At 39.3% G+C, this 13,843-nt stretch carries 15 protein-coding genes and 1 riboswitch; of the genes, 14 read left to right on the plus strand and 1 reads right to left on the minus strand.

All coding sequences use genetic code 11. From position 1 onward, the window contains the following. Positions 1 to 107 precede the first annotated feature (107 nt). Both ACFOU2_RS19605 and ACFOU2_RS19610 read left to right on the plus strand, forming a co-directional pair. Positions 108 to 848 (plus strand): SDR family NAD(P)-dependent oxidoreductase, encoded by a 741-nt coding sequence (locus tag ACFOU2_RS19605; RefSeq protein ID WP_377917998.1) that lies wholly within the window; start codon positions 108 to 110, stop codon positions 846 to 848. 165 nt (positions 849 to 1,013) lie between these two features. After that, positions 1,014 to 1,092: riboswitch (ZMP/ZTP riboswitch) on the plus strand. 176 nt (positions 1,093 to 1,268) lie between these two features. Next, on the plus strand, positions 1,269 to 2,468 hold the full coding sequence (locus ACFOU2_RS19610; protein WP_377917999.1) for a phosphoglycerate dehydrogenase: 1,200 nt from the start codon (positions 1,269 to 1,271) through the stop codon (positions 2,466 to 2,468). Between the two features lie 140 nt (positions 2,469 to 2,608). Here ACFOU2_RS19610 and ACFOU2_RS19615 read toward each other — a convergent pair whose 3' ends face one another. Then, positions 2,609 to 2,734, minus strand: a complete 126-nt coding sequence (locus tag ACFOU2_RS19615; RefSeq protein WP_377918000.1) for a hypothetical protein — start codon at positions 2,732 to 2,734, stop codon at positions 2,609 to 2,611. 56 nt (positions 2,735 to 2,790) lie between these two features. On the opposite strand from ACFOU2_RS19615, the gene ACFOU2_RS19620 reads away from it, so the two are divergent. From ACFOU2_RS19620 to dhaL, 12 genes are all read left to right on the plus strand, one after another. Beyond that, positions 2,791 to 3,411: a DUF3298 and DUF4163 domain-containing protein gene (locus ACFOU2_RS19620; protein ID WP_377918001.1), complete on the plus strand. Its 621-nt coding sequence runs from the start codon at positions 2,791 to 2,793 to the stop codon at positions 3,409 to 3,411. After that, entirely contained in the window at positions 3,371 to 3,652 is a 282-nt protein-coding gene (locus ACFOU2_RS19625; protein ID WP_377918002.1) for a hypothetical protein, read from the plus strand. Before ACFOU2_RS19620 ends, ACFOU2_RS19625 begins: the two co-directional genes overlap by 41 nt. Before the next feature lie 86 nt (positions 3,653 to 3,738). Then, complete coding sequence (locus ACFOU2_RS19630) at positions 3,739 to 4,746, plus strand: hypothetical protein (protein ID WP_377918003.1); 1,008 nt, start codon at positions 3,739 to 3,741, stop codon at positions 4,744 to 4,746. A gap of 9 nt (positions 4,747 to 4,755) precedes the next feature. Beyond that, complete coding sequence (locus ACFOU2_RS19635; protein WP_377918004.1) at positions 4,756 to 5,187, plus strand: DUF4003 family protein; 432 nt, start codon at positions 4,756 to 4,758, stop codon at positions 5,185 to 5,187. Between the two features lie 352 nt (positions 5,188 to 5,539). Continuing rightward, the gene (locus tag ACFOU2_RS19640; protein ID WP_377918005.1) at positions 5,540 to 6,382 is read left to right on the plus strand and encodes an alpha/beta hydrolase; all 843 of its coding nucleotides are present in this window, start codon (positions 5,540 to 5,542) and stop codon (positions 6,380 to 6,382) included. Positions 6,383 to 6,804: 422 nt separating this feature from the next. Continuing rightward, complete coding sequence (locus ACFOU2_RS19645) at positions 6,805 to 6,924, plus strand: SEC-C metal-binding domain-containing protein (protein WP_377918006.1); 120 nt, start codon at positions 6,805 to 6,807, stop codon at positions 6,922 to 6,924. A 312-nt stretch (positions 6,925 to 7,236) separates the two neighbouring features. Beyond that, a complete protein-coding gene (locus ACFOU2_RS19650; RefSeq protein ID WP_377918007.1) occupies positions 7,237 to 8,238 on the plus strand; it encodes a LacI family DNA-binding transcriptional regulator in 1,002 nt (333 codons plus the stop codon). A 125-nt stretch (positions 8,239 to 8,363) separates the two neighbouring features. Further along, positions 8,364 to 9,383: a sugar ABC transporter substrate-binding protein gene (locus ACFOU2_RS19655; protein WP_377918008.1), complete on the plus strand. Its 1,020-nt coding sequence runs from the start codon at positions 8,364 to 8,366 to the stop codon at positions 9,381 to 9,383. Between the two features lie 98 nt (positions 9,384 to 9,481). Continuing rightward, complete coding sequence (locus tag ACFOU2_RS19660) at positions 9,482 to 10,954, plus strand: sugar ABC transporter ATP-binding protein (RefSeq protein ID WP_377918670.1); 1,473 nt, start codon at positions 9,482 to 9,484, stop codon at positions 10,952 to 10,954. A 2-nt stretch (positions 10,955 to 10,956) separates the two neighbouring features. Continuing rightward, entirely contained in the window at positions 10,957 to 11,985 is a 1,029-nt protein-coding gene (locus ACFOU2_RS19665) for an ABC transporter permease (protein ID WP_377918009.1), read from the plus strand. Positions 11,986 to 12,012: 27 nt separating this feature from the next. Next, positions 12,013 to 13,035 carry a dihydroxyacetone kinase subunit DhaK gene (locus tag ACFOU2_RS19670; protein ID WP_377918010.1) on the plus strand — a complete coding sequence of 341 codons (1,023 nt, stop codon included), beginning with the start codon at positions 12,013 to 12,015 and terminating at the stop codon, positions 13,033 to 13,035. Between the two features lie 35 nt (positions 13,036 to 13,070). After that, positions 13,071 to 13,727, plus strand: coding sequence for a dihydroxyacetone kinase subunit DhaL (gene dhaL / locus ACFOU2_RS19675; RefSeq protein WP_377918011.1), 657 nt, complete (start codon positions 13,071 to 13,073; stop codon positions 13,725 to 13,727). The last annotated feature ends 116 nt before the right edge of the window (positions 13,728 to 13,843 follow it).

A 13,843-nucleotide genomic window follows, 5' to 3' on the forward strand; every position in this document is an offset into this window, starting at 1 on the left:
TCTGATATCATTTAAAATGATACCACGCTAATTTCTAACTATTATACAGCTCTAATCCCTCAAAATATAATCAAAATAGTAAATAAAGCAAGGAAGGGTGATTAAAAATGGAACTAGCTAATAAGTCAATAATCATAACTGGTGCTGGAACAGGAGTAGGAAAAGCAACGGCATTAAAATTAGCAAGTGAAGGTGCAAAAGTCGTTATAAATTATAATAAATCCGCAAATGACGCAGAGGATGTTGTAAGACAAATTAAAGAACAAGGAGGTGCAGCATTTTCTTTTAAAGCCGACGTTGCAAAGGAAGAAGAAGTAATAAAAATGGTATCTAAAACGATTGAATTATATGGAACAGTCGATGGATTAGTCAACAATGCCAGTATTACCGCCCAAATCTCTATGGGCGATTTAAACTCAGTAACAGATAGAATATGGAACGAACTTTTTGATGTGAATGTAAAAGGTATGTTTCATTGTGTAAAGGCAGTCGTTCCTTACATGAAACAACAAGAATCAGGGGTTATTATAAACATGGGCAGCGTTGCAGGAGTGACAGGAATAGGTTCATCTATTCCATATGCTGCAACCAAGTCAGCCATACATGCAATGACAAGGTCATTGGCGATTGCTTTAGCACCGGAAATTAGAGTTAATGCAATTGCACCTGGGGCTGTGGATACAAGATGGTGGGCTGGTAATGAAGAGAAAATGTATAAGCTTGCCGGCAACATACCTCTTAAGAGGATATCAACACCTAATGATATTGCGGAATCCATTATTTTTCAAATGACTCAAAGTTCCATAACAGGACAAACATTTATAGTAGACAATGGACAGACTCTTTAAAACGTAGTAACAGCCTTTTACTAATTTACCATTAAATGATTGGTGAACCTTGCCATAAGTAAAGGAAAATTCTACTATATACTTCAGCCAAAGGAACTGAAATGGAATAACCTTTAAATGGAGGTTGAAGATTGCTGAAATATTTGATAATATAAAATAAATGAAAAGGCTATGTGTAACTGGCGAAACGCGGATAACCGTGAGGGAGCACATAGTGTCGCAGCCGTTCGCCTGGGCAGAGGTAAGGGAAGTATATCCCTTACCTCTTTCTGTTTATTAGGAGGGATAGCCCATACTGCTTTTATTATTGTAGTAAAGACAGGTTTTTACAAAATTTGAATGATGGCAAGTTCCCTTGCTTAACATCTTTTAAATTTAGGAATTTGAAAATGATCATAACTAAAAAGAGGAGAGAACAATATGAGCACAATCATTTTAGACAAAGTGAAAACAATCAAAACGTTAAATAATATTGCAGAAAGCGGGCTGAATGTATTCAATAAGGATAACTTTACAATCGACAATGATAGTGAAAATCCTGATGCCATTGTTGTTCGCAGCTTTAACATGCATACAATGGAATTCGGCAATAATTTAAAAGCAATCGCCCGGGCCGGGGCGGGTGTCAATAATATTCCGGTCGATAAATGTACAGAGCAAGGAATTGTTGTGTTTAATACTCCAGGTGCTAATGCGAATGCTGTAAAAGAAATGGTTCTTACCACATTAATGGCTTCATCCCGTAACCTTTTTGACGGTGTGGCCTGGACAAAGACGTTAGAAGGTGAAGGCGAACAAATTCCAAAGCTTGTAGAAGCGGGAAAGAAGCAATTTGTTGGAAAAGAAATTAAAGGAAAAACTCTGGGGGTAATCGGTTTAGGTGCGATCGGTGCGCTTGTAGCGAATGATGCGCTTGATTTAGATATGGACGTGATCGGGTTTGACCCGTTCATCTCTGTCGATACAGCTTGGAACTTGTCCCGCAATGTACAGCGCGCTATGACGATTGAACAGTTGTTTGCTGAATCAGATTATATTACTGTACACGTCCCGTTAACCGATGACACGAGAGGAATGTTTAACCAAGAAACATTTAGCATCATGAAGCCGGGCGTTCATATTTTGAATTTCTCACGCGGTGAGCTTGTGAATGAAATAGATATGGCAGTGGCACTTGAAGATGGAATAGTCGGTAAGTATATTACAGACTTCCCGAATGAAAATGTATTGAAAATGAAAAATACCGTTTCAATCCCGCATCTTGGTGCCTCCACAAAAGAGTCAGAGGAAAACTGTGCCATTATGGCGGCTCGCCAGGTGAAAGACTTTTTAGAAACTGGAAACATCAAAAACTCAGTGAATTTCCCGAATGCTTCCCTTCCTTATACAGGAAAGCGACGTGTGGCCGTTTTCCACCAAAACGTTCCAAACATGGTTGGGCAGATCACATCGGCTATATCAAGCTATCATTTGAACATCGCCGACATGGTGAACAGAAGCCGAGGGGGATACGCGTATACGATGATTGACATTGACAATAAAGTAAACGGCGATATCATTCCTGGTTTGGAGGAAAAAATCAGCCAAATCGAAGGCATCGTTACAGCTCGTATTATTTAATTGAATAGGTGAAATTAGTTGAACAGTATCATCTTGCTATAAAGCGGCAGGATTCGATTTTAAATTGTATTATACAAAGCCGGGGAATTGTTATGTTCCTCGGCTTTTTAATGATAGTGATTGAAATAATTTTCGATTAATTAAGCTCCGAATTCATTTTCCACAGATATTAATTTATAACAGCCTTCTAATTCACTGTTTTGCCCTGTCATAAGATCACTAATCATCGTGATGGTACCATGCTGCTTTACTTCTACCTTTTGCACACATTAATTTATCCCGGGAATACAATGATTGAAAAAATAGTAGAGGGTGGATAAATATGCCCATTTCGTTTCCTGTTAACATTAAAACCGTTAAAATCAGCAGCGGGACGGATAAAACAGTCTTTTATCCCCAAGTAATCGGGATGGAACATCAAGAATTGGAAAGGTCAATAAATCGGAGAATTGTCCATCAAACACAGCAGCTCATCAATCAACAAGTCGGGAATATGCCCACAACGGTGGAAGAAATGATTGGATCGTATGAAATTAAAAACAATCAACGTCAAGTTCTGAGCTTATCACTCTCCAATTATACTTATCATTACCATGCCGCCCATGGAATGACATATATCAAGTCATTAACGTTTGACCTGCAAAAAGGGAAGTTTTGTGAACTTAAAGACTTGTTTAAGCCTGGAAGTGATTACGTTAATAGACTCTCAACCTTAATTCATATGCAAATCAAGCAGCGTGATATCCGACTTCTCAACGGCTTCACAGTCATTCGGCCTAATCAAGACTTTTATATTGCGGATAAAGCTCTTGTCATCTATTTTCAGCTATATGAAATCACTCCATATGTTTTTGGGTTCCCAATGTTTCCAATCTCTGTATTTGATATACAGGATATCATTGATGAAAACGGTCCGCTTGGACGAATGGCTGTTAATAATTAAACAGCTAAAGATTAAGCTTCATCCATCTCCTGACCCTAATACAGAAAAACCATTTTGGGTAAGTGCTCTCTACTTTGAGGGAGATATACAGGGAGAAGGTAGAACAGCCATAGATCTTCCTACGGGTGAGTACAACTATAAATTCAAGGCAAAAGAGAATGACAAAAACGGTCATGTTCTCGATGTGTGGGTACCTGAAAATCATAAATTCACCATCGTGAATAGCGCCGCTGACAATTAATAATCCAGGTAGGGAATGAGGAGCAGAAATTAGCTCCTCGTTTCTTGAAATTACAGGGAGCCCCATTATTCCAAAGGAGCAAAAACATGGATAAAACAAATAAGAAACACAACTTTTTTTTATTCTTAGTCTTCGTTCTCATTTTCGTAATAACTGGCTGCAGCAGTACCTCTGCAGCAAAGGAGTCCACAGATAAATTGAATGAAAGTAATCAGAAAGGTGATCAGCCAAAACAAGAGAAGGAAGCTGTTTTCCCAGGTGAAATGACACTTTCCACTACAAAAGGAGAGGTAGGGACAACTGTTCATTTTACAATTACGGGACTTGAACCGAATACGCAAACAAAATTAGAATGGAAAACGGTTGAAGGAAAATATGACCTTAAGGGACTGTATGAATTTACCGGCGTTTCGTTTAAGGACAAAGTCATTCCTTTAACAACTGGTAAAAGCGATGCCAATGGCCAGCTAGAAGGGGACTTTACTGTTCCAAGCGGATTTGGTGGTAACCATACTATTTATGTCAAACAAGCTGATAAATTGATGACTCAGGCAAACATCCATGTAAACCCAACGTTTAAAATGTCACCTTCTTCAGGTCCAGTCGGTACCGAAATTACCATTACGGCAGAGGGAATCGGTTATGAAGACATGGAAAGGAACTGGCAGCTAACTTATGATAATAAGCTAATAGGACTTTTGACGGCCATTACGACAGATGGAAAAGCGGTTGCTAAAATTCGGGCTGCAGGCCCGGTTGGGAAGCATACATTGACAATATGGCATGGATATTTGGGAATACCTTATATTAATCACGAACAAGCTCCAACCTCTTATTTGCCTGTACCTTCATTTACCTTTGACGTCACGGATGAAAAAGTCAATATGACTCAACGTGTTGAACCTATACCAACAGCTGCCGACGGAGGGGTGGTCATGCCTGAACTCAAGAATGAGTCTGGAGTAAGCGTGACCTTAGATAAGGATTCAGGCGTTGTGGGAGAAACCGTAACAATGAAAGCAAGCGGGCTGCCTAAAAATGAAAAAATCGATATAATCTGGAACACAATGAGAGGAAGCAGTGGACCAATATAAAGATATGGTTTGCGAAAAGGCAATGACTTGCAGTTTCTGAGTCATATTCTTTCCCTTGACCATGAAACGGAAGCAGGCCTTCTAGTCGAACGCTGCGTAAGGCTGTTCGATTCGCTCAAACAGTCAGGAAGTAAACCGAAAGCGATGCATTATCCTGTGATAGGCTTGCTGGCACTAATGGATGGTGGGGGGAAGGAGATGGAAACGATTCGCCAAATCGTCAACGAGCTCAACTCAGAAAAGCTGTTTAAAGGGCATAAAGATATAAATTTCATCATGGCGGTCCATTTGTTTATGAGTGATCAAACGGAGGATTGCAGTTTGTTGGAAACGGGTATATATACGACATTGGAGGCGCTTATCCAAGCTCAGCAAGCAGCGATGATTGCCGTTGTAGCCGGAACATCTAACGCCGGCTCTTCCGGTGGCGGAGAAAGCTGATCACTGTCGGTAAAACAACATGAGTGCCTGTCACTCCAGGTCTTCGGGTGGTAACAGGTGCTTTGATTCACTATTAGTCTAATTTATATTAATAGAATCCTAGTCCAGAAAAGGGCAAGGGGTCTTTTTAAATTTTTCCGCAAATCGTGGTTCATTGTATAAAAAGGATGAAAGAATAACGCTTTTGTAGGATGAAAGAGAAGAGGAGCTTACGAATTTAAGGACTCGATATATGAAAAGAAGTGGTTCTCATCTTCTAATATAGCCATAACTATACATATTAGGGAAGGCTGTTGGGGGGCCATTAAGTCACAGGCCTGTTTGACAAAGAAAGTATGAAAGAGGTGTCAGGATGGAACAGTCCGTTTATCGGGAGCTTAAGCCGTTTCAAGCCAGGAATGGAAGCACGCTATATTATCGTTATTATCCCGCAGAATCCAACCATGTTATAATCCTTCTTCATGGAATTTGCGAAGACAGCAAGTATTTAAAGCCCATGGCCGAGTTTATTTCAAGGGAACACCTGGCACACGTTTACACACTCGATCTAAGAGGATATGGACAGTATCCCGAAAGAAGAGGAGATGTGGATTATATTGGCCAGATTGAGAATGATTTAATGGATTTAATAGAATTTGTTAAACACGATCATCCAGAGTCCACCCTTATTATGGCAGGACATTCGGCAGGAGGAGGGACAGCGATTCGGTTTGCGGGCAGTAAGTACGGAACACATGTGGACGCTTATTTGCTTTTTGCACCTTTTGTACATCCAGACGCACCGACGACACCAAAGAGCAATCCGAACAGCCGGACAAAGGTTTATTTATCCAGGTTAGTCCCGCTTATTCTGCTGAATAAAGTAGGGGTGACCCTTTTCAATCACTGGCACGTTCTTTCTGTCAATAAGCCAAAAGAGCAGTATCACGGGACAGAAACCTTGCATTTATCATACCGCCTGCTGATGTCCCGCATTCCTGAAAAGTACGAAGATGCACTGAGAGCTTTACAGCAGCCAACATTGGTGTTGATTGGGGATAAGGATGAAGACTTTGATCATTCCCAGTACGAGCCGTTGTTTAAACGATATAATCGGGCTGAAGTGAAAATCATAAACGGCGCTGACCACGATGGGCTTTTAGAGCATGGGGATGCTTATGCAGAGGTTAAAAATTGGTTTGCCCAGTTAACTTAAAGAATGTCGATGACTCAAAGTCAGCAAACGAGGAACGTTATGTCCTAAGTGGAATACAATCATGCGCCTGTCGCTGCCTTGAAATGATTAGGTGACAGGTACTCTTACTTAAGATTCAAGAAACAAATGAACGGTTAATAAAAAAATGGGAGAACGGGAAACAGCAACCACTGATTAAAAGAGCAGAAGTTAATATCTGTGCCTGCCGTTAAGGAAGTGCATGTTTATAGTAAAGAAGACAGCAGCATGACTCGCCCCATATTGTTTACATAAGACGAATGATTTTTTCGAAGTAAGTCGGGCGTTTTTTTCGGCTATTTCTTTTTATCAAGCATACATGTGAATCGATTCTGCCAGAATAAAGAACTAGCAATTAGGCTATGCCATGATTAGAAAAAAGTAGAAAGGTTGTTCATTATACGATGTTAAGAGTCGGGAGAAACGGACCATGTCCGTGCGGGAGCGGGAAAAAATATAAAAGATGCTGTGGCAAAGGAGCCGTTGTTTCATTAAATCATGTTATAAACCAGGAAATATGGTAAAACGGTCATCGCTCTTTACATTGACAGACACCTTCCTTCCATCAAAAGACAAAAGGTGAAAGAAATTCTCCAATCATGCAGAGAGGGGACGCCTTCTATTACGAGAGTTGCTTCGAGTGGAAATCAAAAAATCGTTGTTCAAGATATTTTTACAAATTTATAAATTTCTGAATTTTTATAAAATATATATTGATTAATTTTAAACGGGTTATTATAATAACGAAAAAAGGTAAAAATGTAATATTTTTTATTTTTGATATTTGAGTGAAACGTTTCATTCTGATCATTCCGAGTACAAAGACGGAGGCCTTTATGACAGTAACAATAAAAGATGTAGCAGCAGCAGCAGGTGTGTCAGTAGGGACTGTATCAAAAGTAATTAATAAATCAGGATTTGTCAGCGATAAGATACGTGAAAAAGTCCTCTTGGCTATTACTTTATTAAATTACAAGCCTAACGGTATAGCAAGAAGTTTAAAACAATCAAAAACTCGATTAATAGGTGTCATTGTGGATGAGATTTCTAATCCCTATACAATGGAGGTGGTCAGAGCGGTCGAAGCTATAGCTGCAGATATGGAATTTAATGTGATATTGGCAGCTCATCAAAACGACCATGGGAAGGAAGCAAAGGCTTTACGTATGATGACCGAAAAAAGAGTAGACGGGATTATATTACTGGGAACGGGCTGTGAATTAGCTGAAACAAACGTATTTAGTTCAATTCCTTGCGTATTGGTTGATCAACGGGTAGAAAACTTGCAGTTAGACCGCGTAGCCCATGATTATGCTACCGTCTCTAAGAAAATTATCAACTATTTACATGAGAATGGACGCCGAAACCTTCTCATTGTTCATGATCTTCTATGTAGAACAGTGGAAGAAGAGAAGTATAAAGCAGCGATTGAAGCGCTGAATTCCTTAGAGTTTAATTTGGAGAAGCAGCAATTTTTAGAGATAAAAAGCGATGTAAAAGAAGTGTACGTAACGATAAAAAAGCAATTATTGAATGAACCATTGCCGGATGCCGTATTTGCCATGAACTCTATTGTTTTAATAGGAATTTTGAAAGCGGTTACTTCGCTTGGTTTTGAAATTCCTCAGAAAATGATGATTGTAGGTATTGGAGATATTGATCCGCATGGATTTCTAAAACCTCAACTTAGCTTAGTGGTAAAAGAAAAACCAAATGAAGTTGGAAAAATAGCGGCTGATGTATTGTTTGAAAAAATAGAGAGTGGTTCTGCAACGGAGGTTAAAGAATTTATGGTAAATCCAGAGATGGTTGAAAACCTTTTTATCTCTACAAAATGAAACGTTTCATTTAGCGTCATTCATTCTAAATACCTAATATTGGGGGTGATTCAAAGAGATAAAGTTAATAGTTTAATAGGCCATACGATAAGTGATCATAACAATGAACTAGTGGAGGGGTCAAAATGAAAAAAATCATGAGTATTGCTTTTGTGTTTCATTTATTGTTTTTCCTTGCAGCTTGTAGCTCATCAAATACATCAAAAGAAGAAAATAACCAATCTGGAGGAGACGATGGGAAATTAAAAATCGGTATGTCAAATTCAACCTTAAGTATTGATTTCTTCGTCGCACTTAACCAAGGAGTAGAACAAGGAGCAGAAAAACAAGGATTTGAATTAATTAGTACGAACGCTAATAATGATGCAACAAAACAGGTAGCAGATATTGAAGATATGATTCAAAAAGGGGTAAATGCTATTATTGTGAATCCGCAAGACGTAGATGCCATTGTACCGGCAATTGAGAAGGCTAATCAAGCCAATATTCCAGTAGTTGCACTTGACCGGGGAACGGCTGCTGGTGAACTTCTTTCGTTTTTGGAAACAGATAACGTAGAAATGGGACGCAAATCAGCCGATTACATTGCTGAGCAGTTAAAAGCAAGGTACGGAGAGTACAAAGGAAACGTCGTAGAATTGCAAGGGTTGCTCGGTACAACTGCAGCACGTGACCGAGGAAAGGGATTTAACGATCAAATGAAAGAAAAGTACCCAGACATCAAAATCATTGCACGCCAGGCAGCAGACTTCAACCAGGAAAAAGCGTTAAATGTTATGACGAACATTTTGCAAGCGCATTCAAAGATTGATGCAGTATTTGGTCATAACGATGACAATACAGTAGGTGCAGCGAATGCTATTGATCAAGCCGGTCGTTTCAAGCCTATCGATGATAAAGAACACATTATCATTATTGGAATCGATGGAACTCGTCAAGCAGTCGAAGCAATAAAAGATGGCCGTATTGATGCAACTATTTCCCAGGTGCCGATTGAAATGGGAGAAATGGGAGTGGAATATATAAAGAAAGCCCTTATCGATAAGGAAGAAGTTGAAAAACATACCTTTACGAGAAACTTCCTTGTCACAAAAGAAAATGTTGATAAAGAAAAACTATGGGCTAAAGAATTGAAATCCAATTAATTCTTGATAGGACTATGTAAAGGGGAAAGAAATCTTCCCCTTTACAAGCAATACAGAGGGAGGAGGATTTCGTTGTGACTGGGAACATTATTTTAGAAATGAAAAGTATATGCAAATCCTTTCCGGGTGTAAAAGCGCTTGATGATGTCCACTTTAGCATCCATAGAGGCGAGGTGGTTGGTCTTCTCGGTGAAAATGGAGCCGGAAAATCAACGTTAATGAAAATTTTAAGTGGTATTTATACTCCTGATTCAGGTGAAATTCAGTTTGAAGGGAAAAATGTGACTTTGAATGGGCCAAAACAATCTCAAAATATGGGCATTAGTATCATCCATCAGGAACTTAACTTACTTCCCCATTTAACTGTAGCAGAGAATATATTTATCCAGTCTTTACCTAAAAAAGGCCTAAAGTTAGATAGAAAAAAACTCTTTAGTGAAGCCCAGAAATTATTAGATGATTTAGGTTTTGACATTGATTCCAGGTCGCTTGTAGAAGATTTAACAGTCGGGACACAGCAAATGGTTGAGATAGCAAAAGCCTTGTCCTTTCAATCAAAAGTCATCATCATGGATGAGCCAACATCTGCGATTACAGAACAAGAGGCTGCCAAGTTATTTCAAATCATAAAAACCTTAAAAGAAAAGGGAATTGGCATTGTTTATATTTCACATCGTATGGAAGAAATATATGAAATTTGTGATCGTGTCGTCGTGTTGCGAGATGGCTGCAATGCGGGAGAGGGGGACTCGAAAGAACTATCACCAGAGCAGATTGTAAACATGCTTGCTGGGCGGGAAATGAGCCAAATATATCCTGAAAGAGCCAAGGAACATGGAGATAGGGTGGTACTAGAAGTGAAAGAATTTACTCGAAAAGGCACTTTTGAGGATATATCGTTTCAGTTATACGAAGGAGAAATTCTAGGATTTTCAGGCCTGATGGGATCAGGACGAACAGAAGTGATGGAATCCATATTTGGAAGTACCTCCATTAACTCCGGACAAATGTGGATAGAGAATCAAGAAGTGAAAATAAAGTCCACGAGGGATGCTATTAAATATGGTTTAGCTCTTGTCCCGGAAGACCGCCGCCATCAAGGAATGGTAGGAGAGTTTACGGTAACTCAAAATATCACACTAAGCACGTTGAAAAAATTTTCGGGATTTCTCCAAAAAGTAAATTTTAGAAAAGAGAGAGAGACAGCAGAAAGCTATATTTCTCAGCTGAAAATTAAAACCCCAAGCGGGGACACCGTGATTTCTAATTTAAGTGGCGGGAATCAACAAAAAGCGATCATTGCTAAATGGTTAGAATCTAAACCTAAAATATTAATTCTCGATGAACCAACACGTGGTATTGATATTGGAGCCAAGTCTGAGATTTATCAAATCATGCTTGAGCTAGCGGCAAAAGGCACTTCTATTATTATGATTTCGTCAGAATTACCAGAAGTAATAGGTATTAGCGATCGGATTCTTGTGATGGCAAGCGGAAAGATTACAGGTGAATTTAAAAAAGAAGAAGCTACACCTGAAAAAATAATGCTTTGTGCAACAAAAGGGGTGTAAGTATGGAAAAACAGGAGCTATCTATTAATCGGTCTTCTGTGGAAACACCTAGGAGTACCAGCGATAAAAAGACTGAAACCAAACAGCAAAAGAGGAATTTTTTCTTTCATATTTTAAATAATAAAGTATTAATTGCCTTAATTTTGTTATGCGTCTTTTTCTCGGTTACGACTGAGCAATTTTTAAGAGTAGATAACATTTTAAATATTTTCTTGCAAAGTGCAATTATGGGGATTGTAGCAATTGGAATGACATATGTCATTATCACAGCTGGTATTGATTTAGGAGTTGGTTCTGTTGTAGCTGTAGCAGGAATCATCATGGCAGGGATGGTTAGTAAGGGAATGCCCATCCTGCTTACTATATTAGTAGGGCTCTTAATTGGAGTCGCTAGTGGTGCAATCAACGGTTATTTTATTACAAAATTCAATATGGCCCCATTTATCGTAACGTTGGGTATGATGGCTGCAGCCAGGTCCATTACATTAGTTTATTCCGATGCACAAACGATCTCAGTCTATGGAGATCCATTCCTGAAATTTCTCCGTATGGGGGAAGTTGCAGGGATTCCGATTATGATTATTATTACGGTTTTAATGTTTATATTGGCCCATTATATTTTATCCAATACCGTTTTCGGCCGCCATGTGTACGCGGTTGGAAGCAATAAAAAAGCAGCCGAGCTATCTGGTATCAACGTAAAACGAGTGGAAATGATGGTATATATTATTGCTGGTACAATGGCCGGTTTGGGTGGATTAATGATGACGGCACGTCTTGGTTCAGGTACCCCGCTTGCCGGGACGAACTTGGAATTAATGGCAATAGCTGCCGTTGTTATCGGGGGAACGAGCTTAAGTGGAGGAAGAGGAACCATTTTTGGAACACTAATAGGAGTTCTTTTAATTAACGTTCTCAATACAGGTATGAATCTACTAAATATCTCTTCTCATTATCAGGGACTTATCATGGGTGGAGTCATTATTTTAGCCGCTCTTATTGACTCTTTCAGTAATAAAAAATCAAAATAAAAATCCAAATATTGGGAGGAAACAAACATGTCACAAAAAGTACATTCTATGAAAAAGTTTATTAATGATCCAGAGAAAGTAGTAGATGAGATGTTAGAGGGACTACTATTGGCCCATCCAGATCAGTTGAAAAGTGTAAGAGCAGATAATCGTGCCCTAGTTAGAGCAGATGGCCCCGTTAAAGGAAAAGTGGCAATTGCAACAGGAGGGGGTTCAGGTCATTTGCCTCTATTTCTAGGATATGTTGGAAAAGGTATGTTAAACGGAGTCGCCGTAGGTGATATATTTGCTTCCCCAAGCTCCCAACAAATGCTTGATGTGACAAGAGCGATTCATGGGGGAGAAGGCGTATTATATATTTACGGGAACTATGGCGGGGATGTTATGAACTTTGATATGGCTGCAGAGTTGGCCGATATTGAGGGTATCCGTGTTGAAACAGTCGTGGCTACGGATGATGTAGCATCAATGCCAAAAGGTGAAGAGGATAAGAGACGCGGGGTAGCTGGTATGTTTTATTTATATAAACTGGCGGCTGCTAAAGCAGAAACTGGAGCTAGTTTAGAAGAAGTAAAGAGAATTGCAGAGAAGGCTAATAAAAACGTAAGAACAATGGGAGTTGCCCTATCACCTTGTATTCTTCCAGCCGTAGGCCGTCCTACATTTGAAATTGGTGAAGGAGAAATGGAAATTGGAATGGGAATACACGGTGAACCAGGAATACAGAGAGGTCAAATAGAGTCTGCTGACGATGTAGCAAAATCGTTAATTTCTTCGATTCTACGGGATTTACCCATCCAGAGAGGAAGCGATGTTTCCATTTTAATAAATGGATTAGGTGCGACTCCGTTGGAGGAACTGTATATTATTTACCGTGCGGTACACAAATTATTAGAAGAAAAAGGGATAAATGTTTACAAACGCTATATAGGTGAGTTTGCAACTTCCATGGAGATGGCGGGCCTTTCAGTTTCTGTTCTAAAGCTTGATGATGAATTGAAAGAATTATTGGATGCGCCTTTTGTGACGCCGTTTCAAGTTCAAGTTTAATAGATGTTAACAAGTATAATATGAGGGGGATCTTAATGAAGGATACATTGAGCATACTTGATGTAAAAGCAATTTTAATTGAAATAGGGAAAGTCATGGATGAAAACAAAGATTTTTTATGCAAGTTAGATGGAGCATTGGGAGATGGGGACATTGGATTGACCATGTCAAAGGGGTTTCGAGCAGTAACCGAAAACCTTCCGAATATTAATGAGGAAAACATCGGGGTGCTATTAATGCGAAGTGCCCTTGTAATGGGAGAGACGGTCGCTTCTACGATGGGTACCCTTATGGCATCTGGATTAATTAGAGGCGGGAAATTTTCACAAGGGAAAAGTGAATTGAATCTAGAAGACTTGTTAATCGTCATAAAAGCCATGGTTAAGGGAATCATGGATCGAGGAAAAGCAAAGGTTGGGGATAAAACAATACTTGATGCTCTTGTACCTGCGGTCGAAGCAATGGAAAAAGCTCATGAAGAAGGGAAAACTATCCGAGAAGCTTTACATAGTGCTTATGAAGCAGCTGAAAAAGGTGTCCAACAAACGATCAACATGCAATCTCGTTTGGGGAGAGCTGGACGATATTTGGAGCGTTCTATAGGTCATCAAGATCCTGGAGCAACAGTAGGGGCTTTGTTTTTTAAAGGTTTCGTCAACTACGTAGACTCTAAAAATTCTTCTATAGCTTAAGGTGTGATGAAAATAGGGGAGATTTATCTCCCTTCAGTTTGTCGAATCTGTTCATCAGAATCTGCTGGTTTGTTGAGCATTTGTGCCTGTCATTACTCGGATATTGTAAAAATGAA

Origin of the sequence: Bacillus songklensis (assembly GCF_042649685.1) — a bacterium.
Taxonomy (GTDB): domain Bacteria; phylum Bacillota; class Bacilli; order Bacillales; family Bacillaceae_H; genus Bacillus_BA; species Bacillus_BA songklensis.

Bases quoted from the DNA above. Each gene is read 5' to 3' on its own strand.
- ACFOU2_RS19605 (WP_377917998.1), top strand. From the start codon at position 108: ATGGAACTAGCTAATAAGTCAATAATCATAACTGGTGCTGGAACAGGA.
- ACFOU2_RS19610 (WP_377917999.1), top strand. From the start codon at position 1,269: ATGAGCACAATCATTTTAGACAAAGTGAAAACAATCAAAACGTTAAAT.
- ACFOU2_RS19620 (WP_377918001.1), top strand. From the start codon at position 2,791: ATGCCCATTTCGTTTCCTGTTAACATTAAAACCGTTAAAATCAGCAGC.
- ACFOU2_RS19625 (WP_377918002.1), top strand. From the start codon at position 3,371: ATGAAAACGGTCCGCTTGGACGAATGGCTGTTAATAATTAAACAGCTA.
- ACFOU2_RS19630 (WP_377918003.1), top strand. From the start codon at position 3,739: ATGGATAAAACAAATAAGAAACACAACTTTTTTTTATTCTTAGTCTTC.
- ACFOU2_RS19640 (WP_377918005.1), top strand. From the start codon at position 5,540: ATGGAACAGTCCGTTTATCGGGAGCTTAAGCCGTTTCAAGCCAGGAAT.
- ACFOU2_RS19645 (WP_377918006.1), top strand. From the start codon at position 6,805: ATGTTAAGAGTCGGGAGAAACGGACCATGTCCGTGCGGGAGCGGGAAA.
- ACFOU2_RS19650 (WP_377918007.1), top strand. From the start codon at position 7,237: ATGACAGTAACAATAAAAGATGTAGCAGCAGCAGCAGGTGTGTCAGTA.
- ACFOU2_RS19655 (WP_377918008.1), top strand. From the start codon at position 8,364: ATGAAAAAAATCATGAGTATTGCTTTTGTGTTTCATTTATTGTTTTTC.
- ACFOU2_RS19660 (WP_377918670.1), top strand. From the start codon at position 9,482: ATGAAAAGTATATGCAAATCCTTTCCGGGTGTAAAAGCGCTTGATGAT.
- ACFOU2_RS19665 (WP_377918009.1), top strand. From the start codon at position 10,957: ATGGAAAAACAGGAGCTATCTATTAATCGGTCTTCTGTGGAAACACCT.
- ACFOU2_RS19670 (WP_377918010.1), top strand. From the start codon at position 12,013: ATGTCACAAAAAGTACATTCTATGAAAAAGTTTATTAATGATCCAGAG.
- dhaL (WP_377918011.1), top strand. From the start codon at position 13,071: ATGAAGGATACATTGAGCATACTTGATGTAAAAGCAATTTTAATTGAA.